14 protein-coding genes are annotated in these 17434 nt (G+C 44.7%); 9 read left to right on the top strand and 5 right to left on the bottom strand.

The features are described from left to right. Positions 1-3: 3 nt before the first annotated feature. The 6 genes from BLR64_RS20640 to BLR64_RS20615 all read left to right on the top strand — a co-directional run bounded on the left by BLR64_RS20640 (position 4) and on the right by BLR64_RS20615 (position 5222). Positions 4-1059 carry a HAMP domain-containing sensor histidine kinase gene (locus tag BLR64_RS20640; RefSeq protein WP_090717025.1) on the top strand — a complete coding sequence of 352 codons (1056 nt, stop codon included), beginning with the start codon at positions 4-6 and terminating at the stop codon, positions 1057-1059. Positions 1060-1261: 202 nt separating this feature from the next. Beyond that, positions 1262-2422, top strand: coding sequence for an alpha/beta hydrolase family protein (locus BLR64_RS20635; protein WP_090717024.1), 1161 nt, complete (start codon positions 1262-1264; stop codon positions 2420-2422). A gap of 26 nt (positions 2423-2448) precedes the next feature. Next, positions 2449-3399: an ABC transporter ATP-binding protein gene (locus BLR64_RS20630; protein WP_090717022.1), complete on the top strand. Its 951-nt coding sequence runs from the start codon at positions 2449-2451 to the stop codon at positions 3397-3399. Continuing rightward, positions 3399-4115: an ABC transporter permease gene (locus BLR64_RS20625; protein ID WP_090717021.1), complete on the top strand. Its 717-nt coding sequence runs from the start codon at positions 3399-3401 to the stop codon at positions 4113-4115. The genes BLR64_RS20630 and BLR64_RS20625 overlap by 1 nt, the downstream gene beginning before the upstream one ends. A gap of 123 nt (positions 4116-4238) precedes the next feature. Beyond that, on the top strand, positions 4239-4709 hold the full coding sequence (locus BLR64_RS20620) for a DinB family protein (protein WP_090717019.1): 471 nt from the start codon (positions 4239-4241) through the stop codon (positions 4707-4709). Positions 4710-4805: 96 nt separating this feature from the next. Beyond that, complete coding sequence (locus BLR64_RS20615; RefSeq protein WP_090717057.1) at positions 4806-5222, top strand: VOC family protein; 417 nt, start codon at positions 4806-4808, stop codon at positions 5220-5222. A gap of 83 nt (positions 5223-5305) precedes the next feature. Here BLR64_RS20615 and BLR64_RS20610 read toward each other — a convergent pair whose 3' ends face one another. The 5 genes from BLR64_RS20610 to BLR64_RS20590 form a co-directional block, all read right to left on the bottom strand. Next, positions 5306-6118 (bottom strand): carbohydrate ABC transporter permease, encoded by an 813-nt coding sequence (locus BLR64_RS20610; RefSeq protein ID WP_090717017.1) that lies wholly within the window; start codon positions 6116-6118, stop codon positions 5306-5308. Further along, positions 6115-7044: a carbohydrate ABC transporter permease gene (locus BLR64_RS20605; RefSeq protein WP_244157792.1), complete on the bottom strand. Its 930-nt coding sequence runs from the start codon at positions 7042-7044 to the stop codon at positions 6115-6117. Before BLR64_RS20605 ends, BLR64_RS20610 begins: the two co-directional genes overlap by 4 nt. Before the next feature lie 75 nt (positions 7045-7119). Next, positions 7120-8466: an ABC transporter substrate-binding protein gene (locus BLR64_RS20600; RefSeq protein WP_090717016.1), complete on the bottom strand. Its 1347-nt coding sequence runs from the start codon at positions 8464-8466 to the stop codon at positions 7120-7122. A gap of 144 nt (positions 8467-8610) precedes the next feature. Continuing rightward, positions 8611-10344 (bottom strand): cache domain-containing sensor histidine kinase, encoded by a 1734-nt coding sequence (locus BLR64_RS20595; protein ID WP_090717014.1) that lies wholly within the window; start codon positions 10342-10344, stop codon positions 8611-8613. Next, positions 10341-11888, bottom strand: a complete 1548-nt coding sequence (locus tag BLR64_RS20590) for a response regulator transcription factor (protein WP_090717013.1) — start codon at positions 11886-11888, stop codon at positions 10341-10343. The genes BLR64_RS20595 and BLR64_RS20590 overlap by 4 nt, the downstream gene beginning before the upstream one ends. A 381-nt stretch (positions 11889-12269) precedes the next feature. Between BLR64_RS20590 and BLR64_RS20585 the strand changes: the two genes are divergently transcribed. The 3 genes from BLR64_RS20585 (at position 12270) to BLR64_RS30590 (ending at position 17393) form a co-directional block, all read left to right on the top strand. After that, complete coding sequence (locus BLR64_RS20585; protein ID WP_244157791.1) at positions 12270-15407, top strand: amidase family protein; 3138 nt, start codon at positions 12270-12272, stop codon at positions 15405-15407. Between the two features lie 189 nt (positions 15408-15596). Beyond that, positions 15597-17024: a flavocytochrome c gene (locus BLR64_RS20580; protein WP_208607212.1), complete on the top strand. Its 1428-nt coding sequence runs from the start codon at positions 15597-15599 to the stop codon at positions 17022-17024. Between the two features lie 12 nt (positions 17025-17036). Beyond that, positions 17037-17393, top strand: coding sequence for an FMN-binding protein (locus BLR64_RS30590; protein WP_208607211.1), 357 nt, complete (start codon positions 17037-17039; stop codon positions 17391-17393). Positions 17394-17434 lie beyond the last annotated feature (41 nt).

Below are 17434 nucleotides of genomic sequence, written 5' to 3'. Positions count from 1 at the left end.
AGTATGAAACTGAAAATAAAGCTCCCCCTTCTATTCCTGCTGATGCTTATCATTCTAATGTTTTCCATTGGATTGTACCTGAAGTTCGTGTTTGCAGTATATTCGCCTATAAGCACTTCATTGCTGGACCCGCAGTATATAGCCTTGCTTCTGCCCATATTCGCCATTGCTCTATTTATATTTATTATTCTGATTATCTATATTTACTTTTGCATAGAGAAGCCCATCCGGCTGCTAAATTTCCGGCTGGAAGAAGTGAATATTGTACATCCGATGCCTCCGCTTGCTTTGAGGAGCAACGACGAGATCGGAGAACTATATAAACACTTCAATAAAATGGAGCATAGACTTCAGCTTGCCCACAGAGAGCAGGCCGATATGATTGCGGCGATTGCCCACGATTTGAAAACACCCCTGACATCCATTAACGGTTTTACTGAAATGCTGGCGGCACACAAGGACTTACCTGAAACGGAAAAGCAGGAATATTATGAATTGATTCAACGGAAGTCAGCCTATATGGTCGAGCTCATCAATGATTTCTCCAGCTTCACCAAAGAAAAGCTGGAGCTGGAATCCATGGCAGCTGCACCTGTACAGGCAACACAATTGTTTAAAGAAATAGCATTTGAATATGAGTACGAGCTGGCAGGACTTAACTATGAGCTTGCTTACCGTCATTCATTCACAGACAGTATATTGATAATGATCAATGAACCGATGGTCCGCCGGGTTTTCGGGAACCTCTTTAGCAATGCCGTAAGATATGGAGGGAAAAATGAGCTGAAGGTGTATATGACCGGATACGTGCAAGGACATTATGCTTACTTTCAAATCGAGGATAATGGAGTTGGAGTGCCGGATAAGGATCTTTCTTCACTGTTCCTTAAATTTTTCACTGTGAATAAATCCCGGCAAATCCAAAAGGGCGGTCTGGGGCTGGGTCTTGCAAGCTGTAAATCTATTATTGAACATCACGGGGGTGAAATTGCTGCCTACGCCTCCGAATATGGCGGTTTGGGGATCAGATTCAGCCTTCCGCTGGCCGTACATCGCTGATTAATTTTCGCCCTTTTTCTTTCATAACAAAGGTAAAGGCTGCTGCCTGAGTGTTCACACCCAGACAGCAGCCTTTTTTTCGTTTTATAGTTTTTTATAGCCTCTTTATAAACCTTTATTTTTCTTTTAAAGCAGCTTTATCTTTGGGTGTAAAAATGATTGTAGCATTAAATTACCGGAACTTAATAAGGAGGATATGGAAATGTCAATCGAGTTCAGCCGCTGGCCCAATAACTACATGATGTCATACCAGGTTACTAAAGCTTTGGGTATGGCAAGCCTTGGTGCTACGGACGTCACCGAAATCTACGAGGCCTGCAAAAAAATTAACCCCGATGACAAGGATACATGGCACAGGGAATGGCTCATAACCGCTCAGGCACTGGAAAGACACGGCAAGGAGGCCGAAACAGCCGGTAACTGGTATACCGCACGGAACTGCTACATTCGCGCCTGCAATTACTACAGAATCGCAGAGTATGCGGTGATGGATGATGACATCGAGAAAATCCGTATCTTTAAGAAGGTAAATGAGCTCTTCGAAGCTGCCGGACAGTACTTCGATGTCCGCCCGGAAAAGATTGAGATTGATTACGAGGATGTCAAGCTGGATGGATATTTCTTCTCCCCTTCCTGGATCAAAGGTCCAAAGCCGACCCTGTTTGCACTAAACGGTGGTGACGAGTGGTCCATTGAAAATTATTTCTGGCTGGGTCCTGCCTTCCTTTCGTGCGGATATAACTTTTTGGTCTATGACCAGCCTGGTACCGGCCTCTCAATGTACGAAAAGGGTAAGGGGAGACGTGCCGACAGCGAGGCTTTTCATTCCCGGGCCATTGACTTTCTTCTCACACGGCCGGAAGTTGATCCTGACAAGATTATTGTGCACGGGGAGAGTTTTGCGGCTTACGACTCCCTGCGGTTCGCTTCATTCGATCACCGGATTGCTGCCGTCATCTCCGACGGCGGTACGCATGCCTTCGACTGGAAGGCTATGCTCTCATGGATGCCGCCAAGTCTGGCCGCACACGGCATGAGAATTCTGGGGGCAGAAAGCCTGGAGGATTTTGCGGGTAATCCGCGTTTTGCCTATGATCTTGAGGGCGTACTCCACCAGATTGAATGTCCGCTGCTTGTAATGCATGGTGCGGAAGAGATATTGGTTCAGCCAAATCCGCTAACACAAGCCTTGAAGAATTACGAGCAAGCTGGCTCCAAAAACAAGACATTCTACGCGATAGAAGATAGACGGCTTGGCGGATTAGAACACTGTCAGGTAGACAACATCAATGTGCTGCATGAGGTAGCGCTGAATTGGCTCTGCTCTATTGGGCTTGGGCCAGCCGCGCCCCGCCAATCTTAGGAATTAACGTGAAGGAGTTAAAGGCTATGGGAACTTTATCAAAGAAAAAAATCGGTGGAACGCCTGCGATACAAATTGACGGAGTGCACAAGAAATTTGGCGACCATACCGTACTAAACAATCTTTCGCTGGAGGTCAGCCGGGGTGAAATCTATGGATTCCTGGGACTTAATGGCGCCGGTAAGACAACGACCATCAAGATGCTCCTGGCGATGCTGAGGCCAACCTCCGGCAAGCTCTACATGTTAGGTGAAAGGGTCGATGCCGGAAACTATAAATTATGGAGCAAAGTCGGATATTTGGAGGAAGCTACTTTTTATCCCGATCTGACCGTATTTGAGAATCTTGACATCGCAAGGCGCATGCAAGGGTTGCCTGACAAAGATGCCGTACATCAAGTTATCTATAAGCTGGGACTTGATCCGCACAAAAAGAAGAAAGCCAAGCATCTCTCTTTGGGAAACAAACAACGCCTGGGGCTCGCGAAAGCGATGATTCACGATCCGGAAATTCTAATATTGGATGAGCCGATCAATGGCCTCGATCCTGCAGGTGTGGCGGAGATACGGAATATGATATATAACCTGGCGGAAAATTTCGGCGTAACTGTTTTTATATCCAGCCATCTTTTAGAAGAGCTCTCAAAAGTGTCCACACGCATTGGGATTATGCATGGTGGCCAGCTTGTCAAAGAAGTCGCAATGGATAAGCTGGAGCAATCCTTACAGAAAAGCTTAGTGGTGAATGGCCGGAACAAACCTGCCTTAAAGAAGGTGCTTGAAGAGCATGGCTATGCCTTTGAGGATACTCTGGACGGCTATATTAGACTAACCGATGCCCCTGCAGCGGATCATCCGGAACGGCTGGCCGAGCTGCTGGTTCAATGCAATCAGCCGCCAACATCGCTCCGGGTGGTTACAGAGGATTTGGAAGGGTATTTTCTCCGCACTATCGGGGTCACCAGGGGGATTAAGTAATGAATATTTTAACTGTGTTACATTGTGAGATTCGCAAAATTATCCGTTCCAATGTGTTCTGGATCATGTTTCTTGTTTTAGGCTTCGGCCCCATCATGATGGGAGTAGGAATTGTTTTATCCGTTGACGCCGGCGGTATCCATTGGGAACAGTATTTGACCGAATTGCTGGACACGCTTGCCCCGCTTGGACTTATAGGATATACCTTTATTGCGGCATGGGTATTTGGACGCGAGTTTTCAGATAGAACCATTAAAGATTTACTGGCAAAGCCCGTTTCCAGAGCGAAAATTGTGCTGTTCAAATATCTTGTCATTCTGGCATGGTGCCTGTTACTTTCCATCTATATGTTTGCTGTAGGCTTTGCCGCGGGGGCGATCCTGGGAGTTGAAGGCGGGGCAGCATCTTTCATTTGGAGTATATTCTTGAGGTTCCTTTTAACATCACTCTTGTACATTTTTGTTACTACACCAAGTACGCTTTTGGCCAATGTGACCAAAGGATACCTCGCGCCGCTGGGACTCATCCTGATCATCGTCATTCTCTCCAGTGTGTTGGCCTCTTTTGGATTTGCCCCCTATTTCCCATGGACTATCCCGTCGGTATTTCAAAGCACCGGTTCTTTAAATCTGAGCAGTATAATGATTCTTGCGTATACGGGAATAGCCGGAATAGCCGGAACATTTGCCTGGTGGAGATATGCCGAGCAGCGATAAAAGCACGTATATACCTCAGGATATCCGCTCATTGTGATGTGAGGTTTACACAAGAGTATTATCTTTTATTCGAACATTCATTCGTATATAATGAGTTAACAACAGCTAAAGGAGACTGCATCAGTGAACTCGATAGATTTAATTCTTTTCAATCTCAATGAAGTACGAAGAAGAAGTATTAAAGTTTGGACATCTATTCCTCAAGAAAAACTAGCATGGAAACCCGATCATGAAGCAATGACTTGTAAGGAGATGATTAGGCATGTTCTAGAAAGCGAATATTATTATCATCTGGCTATCCAAAACCGGGGCAGTCTGACAGCATTTGATTCACCTTTTGAAAAACAGCCTTTTTCCACCGTAAATGAGGAATTAAAGTTTGCAGAACCATTTAGAAATCAATTTTTAGAAGCTGTTAAGCAATTTTCTGAAGAAGATTTAACAAGGATTACAATTGATCGTTCTGATTCAGGATATATAAGAAGTTTGGGTGACATGTTGCTAAGAGTCGCCTATCATGAATCGGTCCATACCGGCCAATTGCTGGATTATCTAAGATCGGCAGGGATTCCAAGAGTACGAGTCTGGGATTAATCTATCACACAGGAGCAGCGAAAGCGGCGAGCTCATTCCTTTGTTCAGATGGTAACTTCCAACGGCTTGAACCAATTTGATGAAGGGGTGTTTAAAATGGCATTAACGTCCACCTTCACGAGCATCAATCTGCCGGTAAACAACGTAAAGCAATCGAAGGCGTTCTTCACCGGACTCGGCTTCGAGCCCAATCCGCGATTCCCCGATAATGAAGACTCGGTAGCCATCATAATCGGCGATAACCTGCAGGTCATGCTGCTCACCAAAGAAATGTTAAAGTCGCTAACGCAGAAGGAAACCGTTGATACGGAAAAGTATGCGCAAATGACGATTGCACTGGCCTTTGAAAGCCGGGAAAAGGTGGATGAAATCGTGAATACCGCAGTCTCCCTGGGCGGGAAATCTTACGAAGAGCCTGAGGATTACGGCTTCATGTATCACTGGGCCTTCGAGGATCTGGACGGCCATATGTGGGCAATTAACTGCATGAACACGGATGCAGCCCAAGGTTAGGGATAACGGAGAGCGCATTTAGACTTGGATAAAAAAGTGGAGACGCCGGGGAACGTGCCCGGCGTCTTCGTCGCGAGGGGAAATTATCCTTTTACCGCACCACCGGTGAGTCCCCTGACCAACGTCTTGGAGCCGAAAAGGAAAAGAATGATTAGCGGAAGTGTACCCAGTGTCAGGCCCAGAATACTGGCAGAATAATCCGTACGGAACACCGTTGATAAATTTGCAATCCCTAACGGGAGTGTGTATAACTGCGGTTTATTGATCGTTACTAAAGGTAACAGATAACCGTTCCAGGAGCCCAGAAATGAGATCAGCCCCAAGGTGCTGATTGCTGGCATCAGGAATGGAATGACGATTCTAACTAGAATGGCCGGCTCCGAGCAACCATCGATCCGCGCACTTTCTATTACTTCCGTTGGAACGGATGATCGGATAAACTGTGTCATAAAAAAGACTCCAAATGCATTGTTCAAGCCGGCCAGAATCAGCGGCGCATGAGTGTTATTAAGATGAAACCACTTCATTTCCATAACGTAAGCAATCAGTCCCAAATGGCCGGGAATCATCATAGTCAGCAGAATAAAACTGTAGAGTGCATTTTTCCCTTTGAACTCATACTTGGCGAAAGCAAAGCCGGTTATGGAGGCAACACTAACCGTTACAAGAGTGAACAGAACGGCGACATAGAGACTGTTCCAGTAATTCCACAAGAAATCTGCCGAAATAATCGTTTTCAGATTTTCAAGCAGATAATTGCTGGGCAGAATCGGAAGCTGTTTGAACAAATCTTCAGAATAGTAAGTTCCCATAACAATCATCATATAAAATGGAAATAGAAAGGCGGCGGCTACCGCACATAGCAGCACTAAGGTGAAGAATCTCCTTACTCTCATGATTCATCACCGCCTCTGCTGATCCATTTCATGCCAACTACCGAAAACAATGCAATAAACAGGAAAGTGCCATAAGCGATCGCCGCACCTTTGCCATACTTAAATGCGCTGCCATTGAAAGAAGCATCAAACATATACCAGATCGGTGTAAAGGTTGAGCCATCAGGCCCGCCTACCATGCTCGAGCCGGAAGACCAGCCGCTGAACAACAACATAGGCTCTTCCACCAGCTGCAATCCACTAATAATTGAAGTGATCACCAAAAACAGGTTGATTGGTTTTAACAGCGGTATTGTAATTCGTGTAAACACATCTTTGGAGGATGCCCCGTCGATCATGGCTGCTTCATAAACAGAGGTATCTATGCTTGCCATCCCTGCGGTATAGAACATCACAAAATAGCCAAGATTTTTCCAGAAGACCATCAAAATGACGACCCACCGGGAGGTAGAAACTGAACCCAGCCAGTTTATCTTCTCTTGAATAATGCCAAGTTCCATAAGCATATTATTGAGAAAGCCGCCCTGCCAGTCGAATAACAATGAGAAAATAATGCCGACAGCGACTGGAGTTGTCATATAGGCACTGAATACACTAAGCCGAAAAAAGGTTTTATGGCGAATCAGCTTGCTTTCAATTAAACTTGCCACCAGCATACCTATAAGAACAAGAGCCGGCAGATATACAGCCATAAAGATCAGGACATTCAGCAAAGATCTCCAGAAGAAGGAATCATGAAGAAACAACTGTGTATAATTGCCCAATCCGATAAAATTCCGGTTCCCGTATAAATCCCAATCCGTCAGACTGATATAAAGGGTAAATAATATTGGAAATAAGCTCAGGACTGCATAAGATAAGAAATAAGGTGCTATAAACAGGTATGGCCATTTATTTTTACTGCTGATACCCTGCATTTTCTGCATGCTTCTCTCACTTCCCGTCCGCTAAAACGGCAGCCTGATCTATTCGAGCGGGCTGCCGCTTTTTTTATAGTATAATTATTCGAAAACTAATTCAGGATGGTTCTTCTTCAGCTGCTCTTCCCATTTTTCCAGCGCTTGTTTGGCATCAAAGCTATTATCTTGCGCCATGACTTGCAGCACCAGCTCCGAAGAGCTATAAATATCCTGGTCATATTTAGTAACCGCTTTAGATTTCATATTCGGGAATACCTTTTCAACCCAAAACTTCCCAAGGTCCTGTCCGCCGAAAAACTCATCCGCACCAGAGGAAAGTTTGGAAGTATCCTTAAAGAAGGATTTCAAAGGCAGGATATAGTCGGATGTGGCAAAATTGGCTTCTGCTCCTTCGTCAGTGCCTAAGAGCCAGTTGAGATATGTCCAAGCTGCATCCTTGTTCTTACTTTCTTTCCAAATGCCGATTGTCGTGCCTCCGTACGGAAACCCGCCCTCAGGAGGCACCATAAGTCCCCAGCGTCCAGTGCTGGACTTATCGTTGGGCTTAATCACAAATTCAGGTGACCAGTTTGCTGCCGGATAAAAGATGACATTATCCTGGGAGTAGGACGCATTCCAAGTTGGCGACCACATAGCTAGCTTGCCTTCCGTATTGTTGTCGCGAACGGACTGCAGTTGTGTAAATATCCATAATACTTCAGCTGTGTTCACTTTATTACCGTCAACGATTGCAGTTGTACCCTGGTTGGAGAAGATCGTATATGCATCCATCAGGCTTCCCAGCATGAAGCTCTTACCGCCGCTTTTCTCATACACTTCCTTGCCCTTTGCTATAAACGTATCCCAATCTGTGAACATTGCAGATAATTCATCGGGATCATCAGTACCAAAGTATTGTTTCGCCAAATCACGCTTGTAGGCCAGCGCACCCGGCGATCCGGATTGTTCCAAACCGACAAGTTCTCCCTTGCTGTTCGTAAGCAGTGGAAGCTCAAAGTCAAGCAGATTGGATGTATCAAATTTATATGGTTCTTCGGATAAGCTTTGAAGTACATTCAACTCATACAATGCGCCACGGAATGCGGCCTCTCCCCATATAATGTCCGGAAGCTCAGAGCCAGAGGCAATGGAGGTCTGAATTTTTTTTAAGTAATCTCCTGCAGATACCTCTACGAAACTCAGTGTGACATTCGGATACTTTTTATTAAATTTAGCTGCAGTACCCTCAAACCAGACTTTGTCCCAACCCCAAACCGTCAATTTACCGGAAACGCTTGCAGAATCGTTTGTGCTTGTATTCCCGCTTACTTCTCCGGAAGTACCATTTCCGCTGTTATTACCATTGCCGCAGCCAGCGAGAACCAAGATGAAGCATAATGTTAAAACAAGTGTGAAGAGCGATGATTTTTTACTGAATATTTGTCGCAATTCTTCTTCCCCCTTACAGCTGTTGTTTCAGCCTCCGTTTCCCGGGAACTCCAGGCCGTCTGCTGTATAGTTGTATATTAAGCTTGATGACATCCCCCAACAACAAGACGATCTGATGGTTTTGTACAAATTATGATAGTACCTTCATTCTGCGGAAATATTCCAAGATGGCAGGAGAACAGTAACCTTGGTTCCTCCCTGCTCGCTTGAACGGATAACGAGACGGCCTTCCTGTCCATACAGATATTCAATTCGTTCGCGGATATTCCATAGCCCAATCTGTTTCATGCCTCCAGAAGGACGGCTTACTGGTGGCAATGTTCCGTCCATAATCGCCTGAGCCTTTGACTTGCTCATCCCGCATCCGTCATCTCTGACAGAGATTAACAGCCTGCCGCTGCGCTTTCGGATAATAATCTCAATATGTCCAATTGATTCTTTTTCCGCGAAACCATGGAATATGGAGTTTTCCACCAGGGGTTGAATCATACTTTTTGGAATGGCATTATCTATTGCCTGCTCTTCCACATTCCATATCAGCTCGAACCGATCAGCATATCGGTATTTTTGGATTCGGACGAAGTGATTAATGATCTCTATCTCTTGCTGCACAGTGACATAAAGACCGTTGTCACCAATATTTACCGCGTCATGCAAAATCCCGATGAAGGACTCCGTCATTTCTTCGATCGCCGGGAAGTTCTTTTTACGCGCCAGATAAACTACCGTATTTAGTGTATTGTATATAAAGTGAGGATTAATCTGAGCAAACAGCAATTCTGCTGACATTTTCCGCTGCCATCGTTCCTGAGCCACCTTCTCATCCATCTGCCGCTGAATATCTGCAAGCATCTTTTCAAAACCGTTCTTCAGCACCGATAGCTCATCATTGCTGCGGAATGACAACTGAACATTATAGTTACCCATGGATACCTGCTTCATCGCTTTCGTCATCTGCAGAATCGGACGGATTATATTGGATATTATTGGAAGAAATAAAAGAAAGCAGAGTACAAGACACAATGCCAGGAAGATGGCCCAGTAGCGTAAAATATACCCAACCCATTCATGAAATCGGCTCTTGGAGGTAAAAGTGAACACAGACCACTGTGATTTTTCAAAAGCGCTGGCCATATAATATCCCTTTTCATGCTTGATTACACTAATGCCCTGACCGTCAGTTGTCAGCATTTCATCAGAAGGTTGTTCAACGCTAATGCCTTGCTTATACAGGAAGGTATGCTCCGGCCCAATCCACGCTACCTGGTCGAAAGACTGGCCCAAGTATTGGAACAGACTCTCAAATGCCGAATAATCAATATTCAGGAGCAGCACACCGCCATATTGTGGATCGAATCGGATAAAGAAACTGACAATCTTTCTGTTGTCAGGGTCTAGAATGATATGTGGAGTTGTAAATCCGCTTTTGGCATTACTGTTTATTGCCTTCTGGTACCAGTCTTCTTGGAGAAGCCGTTCAAAATATGGGTCCACATAGAGTGAGGACCAGAACACCTTGCCGTCAGAGCGAACGATAGCTGAGCTTTCGAGATAGTCTCGCAGTACATTGAATTTGGTTAGCTGTATAACCACATCCCGGTATGCACTAAGTTCATCATATGTAGACTTATATTCCAGCTGCTCTGCGAAATTCTGTAGCAGTTCATCATTCACCATATTGGCTGCATATTTCTGCACATCATCTATCAGGTGATTCATCTGATTCGTTGTCTGCTCTAAATGGATAGTATCTTCACGCAGCGCTTGCGCTTCAAGAATCGAGGAGAACTGCTCATAGGCTAATGCACTGATGGTAGTAACCGAAAGCGTGACGATTAGAATTACACTGCCAAGGATTTTGTTTTTTATTTTGCTCATTGGACTCTTCCGCCCTTCTGCTGCAGGAAGTCTTTGGGCTGCATACCGGTGTTTCTTTTAAATACTTGGCTAAAATATTGGCTGGTTTTATAACCTACCTTTTCAGATACCTCATAGATCTTGTAATCGCCGGTCTGCAGGAGCTGCTTAGCCAGCTTAATGCGATATTCAGTTGTATAATCCAGCAGGGATTGACCTGTCTCCCGCTTGAAGGTAGAGCGAAGATGAATGCTGCTAATCTGCAGATGGCTTGCAACAGTCTCCAGAGACAGATCCGGATCGGCATAATTATCTGCAACATAATCCATTGCTTTGTTCACCCAACGCGAATACCTTTGTCTCAGCTGTTCACGTTCCAGACGTTCTTCCATAAATCGATAACTACAATTGATAATCTGCCGGGCATCATTGCCAAGCTCTTCAACGGGACCGCCGCTTCCATCCCTGCGGATCTCATTGCTGATCTCATCAATGACTGCGTGCAAATCGCTTACGCTTTTATGGGAGACAATGTTCTCAAGTTTGAGCTTCAGTAAATCAAGTTGATTTCTGTCAGGAGAAACGAAATACTGTCTGATCTCATTTGCAATGACGGAATCGCCTCTGTCCACAGGAATCTGATCCAGCAGAAAAATGGTTCCCGGAGACATAAACAATAAATAATCATACGCTTGTCTCATTGCCAGGTATTTTTTGTTTTGATATTCCGCGCTTCCTGTAGAAATGATGAACCGTGGAAGAGTAGACGGATAATGCACCTCTATGCTAGTCTGCATAATGGATGAAATCTGGCGTAAGTTATAAATTTGAAGCAATATACTGCTTGAAGAGGTTAACTTCACCAACACTACGTAACCTCCCTCATCCATCTCCAGAATATGAAGATCCTCAACCTCCTCTGATTGGATACGGATGTCTTCGATAATGCGCTTACTGACGGCAGCCGGCCAGCGTGAGCACTTTCGTGTGCCATCCTGAAAGATAATGGTATCCAGCTCAAAATAAATCATGGCATATTGTCCTTGCTGATATTCCGCAGTGAGACGATGCAGACGAGATTCCCTTTTGCCGGGAAAATCCGTAAGTTTGCCTGACAGCATATCTTTAAGTACGATATGCAACACTTGTCCTTGGCCTTCCTCTTCTGCCGCTTCGGCTACCAGTTCAGTCTTTAGCAGTTTAAGTTGTTCAAGCAAACGGTTGCGGCTTATTTCATGTTTAAGCAGATAATGGGCAGCACGCATTTCCAGCGCCTGACGGGCATAATCAAAGTCCCGATATGATGTCAGAAAGATCAGACGAGTTTTGGGTGCACGCTGAATCACCAACCGGCCCAGCTCCAATCCGTCCATCGGCGACATGGATATGTCAGTGATGACAATTTGCGGCTCAAATTCTTCAAATAATTGCAACGCCATGCGTCCGCTGGTTGCTTTGGCAACGACCTGAAAACCGTTCTCTGCCCACGGAACCATCTCATATACATTATCAAGTGCAATTGGCTCATCATCGACAAGCATGACCGAAATTAGTGTATTCTTCATTGTTGAGATCTCCGTTCTTGTCGAATTTCGGATATATATGCAGGTATAACGGAAGGTGAAGGCGCTGTCAACCAAAATTCCTTGTTGTATAAAGTTCTTCGAAATCAAAACCACAACAAAACCGTGGCAGCATCAGGTGTACCCGATGTTGCCACGGCTGGGGTTAAAGTCTACATCTTCTCTTAGAATATTTATTAATGTTAGTTATTCTAACTTATAAAATCCATATATTCACAATAAATAATAAACCCCCTCTATTTCTATACCAAAAAGCCGGAAATATATTAAATTTTATATTATTTATTGACTTTAAAAGATTTATAATGTTATATTTCCTAACATAAATTAATAATATACATAGAGGAAAAGGAGATAGCCCAAATGAATAAGTTTAAACGTCTGCGTAAAACTAAAAAAAATCATTCTGGCTCCACTCGACCTGAATCTTCACCAGCAAAAAATAATTGGAGTAAAAAGCAGACTATCGCTACTTCAATTGCGTTATCCGTTATGGCTTCGGGAGTCCTTCCGTTTCAAACAGCGGATGCTTTAACTAGAGTCACTTCAGAGAGCGGCACAGTATGGGAGATTCATGATGCCTTTGCTCCTAGCTTAGACACAGGAAGCTTACGTACAGTTGGTACTACCCAAGTACAAGGCTTCGGTAATATTTTTGTTAAAGTATCCTCTCCTTCAGCTTCACTAATGAACGGTCAAATGATGCGCGGGTTTGACTTGAAATTCGATGGCGTTAACACTTTTACTTCAACTCAATCGGTAAACCTGGGAAATGTAACCGTTACTCGAGCCGTGTATGTCGATACAAAAAATAATAGAACGAGATTCTTTGATACATTCACTAATTTTAATACGGAAGCTGTAAAGGTTGATGTATCTTTCGGCGGCTCTTTAGGGTATGGCACAACGGCAAATGCTTCAGTAGTAAAGGCAACCTACTCAAATGACCTGGAGGTAACTACAGATGATTCATGGATTGTTGTAGATAGCAGCGCCAGAAACAATAAACCACTTGGTATTGCAGTTGGATCCCCACATCCGTTTAATAACGGATTAACCGGTCTGGGCAATCAGCAAAAGGATCCATTCACAACACCTTTAGCCAAGTCTGGAAATGAGGCGAATTTCTACGGGTTCATTAATACATTAAATATTAGGCCGGGCGAGTCGAAATCCCTGGTACATTATGTACAAGTTGGAGAAGCCGGTGAAGAAGGGTTGAACAACCTGGTTACCAGGCTAAATGAACTTAATAGTCAGCTGGATGTCACCGGATTAACCAACGCACAAATTCGTTCAATCAGTAACTGGGATATATCCGGTATAGAGGGACTTGATACCGGAGACAGCCTGGTTATTCCAAATGCTCCTGCAGCCAAAGCATTGGTAACTTCATCCCCTTATGATGTTACGAATAAATCCATTGCAGAAATGCAGCAGGATATGATTAATGGTAAAACGACTTCTGTCCAGATTACTCAAGCATATTTAGATAGAATCACGGCTTACGATGAAGGTCAAATGGGTTTACATGCCTTCCTTCATGTATCTGAAACGGCGCTAACCCAGGCAAAAGCTGCTGACGATGCCCGGGCACAAGGCGCAAAAGGTGATCTGCTAGGGATTCCAATTGCCATTAAAGATTTATATGATACAAAAGATATGCCAACCACAGGCGGTACAAAAGCTCTCGAAGGCTGGCAGCCTGATTCTGATGCATTCCAGGTTGCTAAATTAAGAGAAGCTGGAGCTGTTATTATTGGTAAGACCAATACCTCCGAGTTTGCCAATAGCGGAAGCTTTAGTGAAAGCGGTTGGATGCAAACTTGGAATGCGCTGTATCCATCCAAAACCTCCTTTGGCTCCAGCGGAGGATCAGCAGTGTCTGTCGCAGCTGATTTCGCAGCAGCGGCAATGGGATCACAAACTGGGGTATCTCTTTATGCGCCATCTACAGGCGCAAGCTTAACTAACTTCCGCGGTACAGATGGTATAGCAAGTGTTACTGGTGTAATGCCGCTCACTTGGGGACAGGATTATGCAGGTCCCATTGCTAAGACAGTAACGGACCTGGCCATTATTTTAAATGCTACAACAGGTACAGATCCAAAGGATATCTTTACAGTGACTGCCGATGCTGATAATAAGCGTCCGGCTGACTGGAAGGAAGCTCTGGATTCAGAGGCATTGCAAGGCAAGAAAATCGGATATATTCCTGCCTCCTTTGTTTCTACCTTTGCCGATGATGATACCGGACAAGCAGTAATGGATAAGTTCTCAGAGCTTGAAGCAGCCGGTGCAACAATGGTTGAAATGTCTGCACTCCCCTCAGCACCGAGCCGTCCATCAGGAATTAACGGATCTTCTGAAGGATGGGCACGCTATATTGAGCTTCATGAAGATTTCCCATACATTGATGGAGCAAGTGTACTCGCTTCAGATAAGGTGCTTATTTATAATCAAAGAGCATACAGTACTCCAACTCGTATGACTGAACAGGCTGTTCAAGATTATATCAAGTATAGAACAGACTATAAGGAAGTTATCAGACAGTGGATGGACGATAATAAAGTGGATGCTGTTGTTTACGCAGGATTTATCAGTGACGTATATAACAACGACGCAGCGGCTTCCCAATTAAGTTCTGACCGTGGAACGGGCGTATTGACGTCTACTGTCGGATTGCCCACGGTAGTAGTTCCTGTAGGAACGAATGACAGCGGATATTCTATCTCTATGCAGCTTGTTGGCAGAGCATGGGATGATGCGAAAGTTCTCGGGATGGGCTATGCACTTGAGCAGCAAAGTAAAGCCAGAATACACACAACCTTTGCACCGGCACTTCAATACGTTTCAAACTCTCCTATTCCTGGTTCAGGCGTAGATAATGGATCAACCAATCCAGCTCCGGGTAATGGAGTAGGCACAACGACTCCTCCAGCAACAACACCTGTAGAAACACCAGCACCTCAGCCGGAAGTTGTCAGTTTTGCAGATACCATGAATCATTGGGCAAAAGCAAGCATTGACACACTTATTGCAAAGGGATTACTAACGGGTTATGCCGATGGTACCTTCCGTCCAAATTCAGGGTTGACCCGTGCCGAAGCCATTAAGGTCATCGCAACTCACATGGGACTTGAAGGACAAGCAAGTAACTTTACAGATGTATCTTCAACGCATTGGGCGAATCCTTATATTGGTGCAGCTGCCGGATCGGGCTTGATGAACGGATATAGCGACGGAAGCTTCCGTCCGGATGATAAGATCAGCCGTAGTGAATTAGCGGCTCTGATAACCAGAGCTTTTAAACTGACAGGTACCGGAACTGCATCCTTCACAGATGTTCAAAAAAATGCCTGGTATTATGCTTCCATTGACGCACTCGCATCCAATAAAATTATTACAGGCTACGCAGACAACACCTTTAAGCCTGAAAAAGATATTACCAGAGCAGAGTTTGCAACAATTGTTTCCAGATTACTGGAAACTGCGAATTAATAGAGGTTCATATACAGGAAGGGCCGTCCCAAGAGGGATGGCCTTTCTTGCCGTTCAATCATTAAACAGATTTTCCATATGTTTTTTTTAGTGATTTAATCCTTTCTTTAGTTACTAAATATTTCATGAGCCTCGTATTCAAGTTATGATAATTGTGAAATAATGCACAATCATTTTAGGGGGAGAATTATGAATAGAAAAAAGTGGGCATTTCTGTTAGGCAAAGGATTATTACTGGCAAGTCTTGTGGTACTGCCTGGATGTTCTGATAAAGGGGAGTCTACGGATATTGTTATTATTGGCGGTGGCGGTGCCGGGATGACTGCAGCCATTGAAGCACATAATCAGGGAGCCGAGGTTATTTTAATTGAAAAAATGCCTATGCTTGGCGGAAATACAGTCCGGGCAGAAGGCGGACTAAATGCTGCGGGGACACCTTATCAGGCGGCAGCAGGGATCGTTGACAGTCCGGAGCTTCATTATGAGGATACTATGAAGGGAGGCAAAAACCTGAATAATCCCGATCTGGTCAGAACGCTTACGAACGGTGCAGCAGCTTCAGTAGAATGGCTGAAAGAGAATGGCGCCGAGCTCTCAGAAGTGGGACGCGCTGGAGGCGCAAGTGTTAATCGGATCCACCGCCCTGCCGGCGGCGAAGCTGCCGGGAATTTCATTGTAGTCGCACTGAAGAAAAAGCTGGAAGAGTACAACATTGATGTAAGATTACAAACAACTGCAAATGAAATCATTAAGAATAAAGACGGTGTAGTAACCGGCGTGAAGGTTACCGATAAAGAAAATAAGCAGTACACGATTAATGCCGATTCCGTTATCCTGGCTGCTGGCGGATTCGGAGCTAATATGGAGATGATTAAGAGTTACCAGCCACAACTTGCAGACTTCTCCACAACCAATCATCCAGGTGCGACAGGTGACGGTACAACGATGGCTGAAAAAATTGGCGCCAAACTTGTTGATATGAAAGAAATTCAAATTCATCCAACTACTATTCCAGGCCATGGCGTGTTAATAACAGAAGGAGTACGCGGAGACGGGGCAATCCTCGTCAATACCGAGGGCAAGCGATTTACAAATGAATTATTGACCCGTGATGTCGTCTCTCAAAATATTCTGGCTCAACCCGGAAAAGTAGCGTACCTCATCTTCAACGATGAGCTGCGTGCCAATTTGAAAGCGACTGAAGAATATTTTGGAATGGATTTAGTTAAAGAAGGCTCAACTCCGGCAGAACTAGCACAACAAATTGGTATTGATGCTGCGGCGCTGGCAGATACACTGGAACGGTACAATGGATTTGTTGCTTCCGGAACAGATACAGATTTCGAGCGGGCGGATCTTGTGTTGTCTTTTGAGAAAGGCAAGTATTATGCCATTCAGGTAACACCGGGAATTCACCACACAATGGGCGGAGTAGTTATCAATACTCAAGCTCAAGTGCTGGATACCAATGACCAAATTATTAAGGGACTGTACGCTGCCGGAGAAGTGACAGGCGGCGTACACGGCGGCAACCGGCTTGGCGGAAACGCACTTGCGGACATTATCACCTTTGGACGAATTGCGGCAGACGAAGCCGTGAAATCATTGAACCAATAAGGAGGAATGGATATGAATAAGTGGACAAAGGTTCTTTTGCTTTCTGCTTTTGCAGCCTTAGCTATAATCTCGACGGGCTGCTCTTCTTCAGGCCAGTATGTAGATGGAACTTATGATGGTACGGGTAAAGGGGTAAAGAGTGACATTAAGGTAGCTGTCGAAATAAAGGATGAAAAAATCGAAGCCATTACCGTGCAAGAACATAAGGAAACACAAGCAATGATTGATGCTGCTATAGAGAATACGATCCCCGAGATTATAGAAAAGCAAACCACAGAAGGCGTAGATGCCCTCTCAGGCGCTTCCGGTTCCAGCGGCGGTATAATAGAAGCGGTAACACAAGCCTTGGAACAAGCCAAAAAGCAATAGAGGATCTACATTTACATTTATAAGACAATAAGCCTAGCACT

The sequence above is a fragment of the Paenibacillus typhae genome (assembly GCF_900099765.1).
Classification (GTDB): Bacteria; Bacillota; Bacilli; order Paenibacillales; family Paenibacillaceae; genus Paenibacillus_AQ; species Paenibacillus_AQ typhae.
Note: the sequence above shows the minus strand (reverse complement) of the source record. Positions and strands in the feature narration are given on the sequence as shown.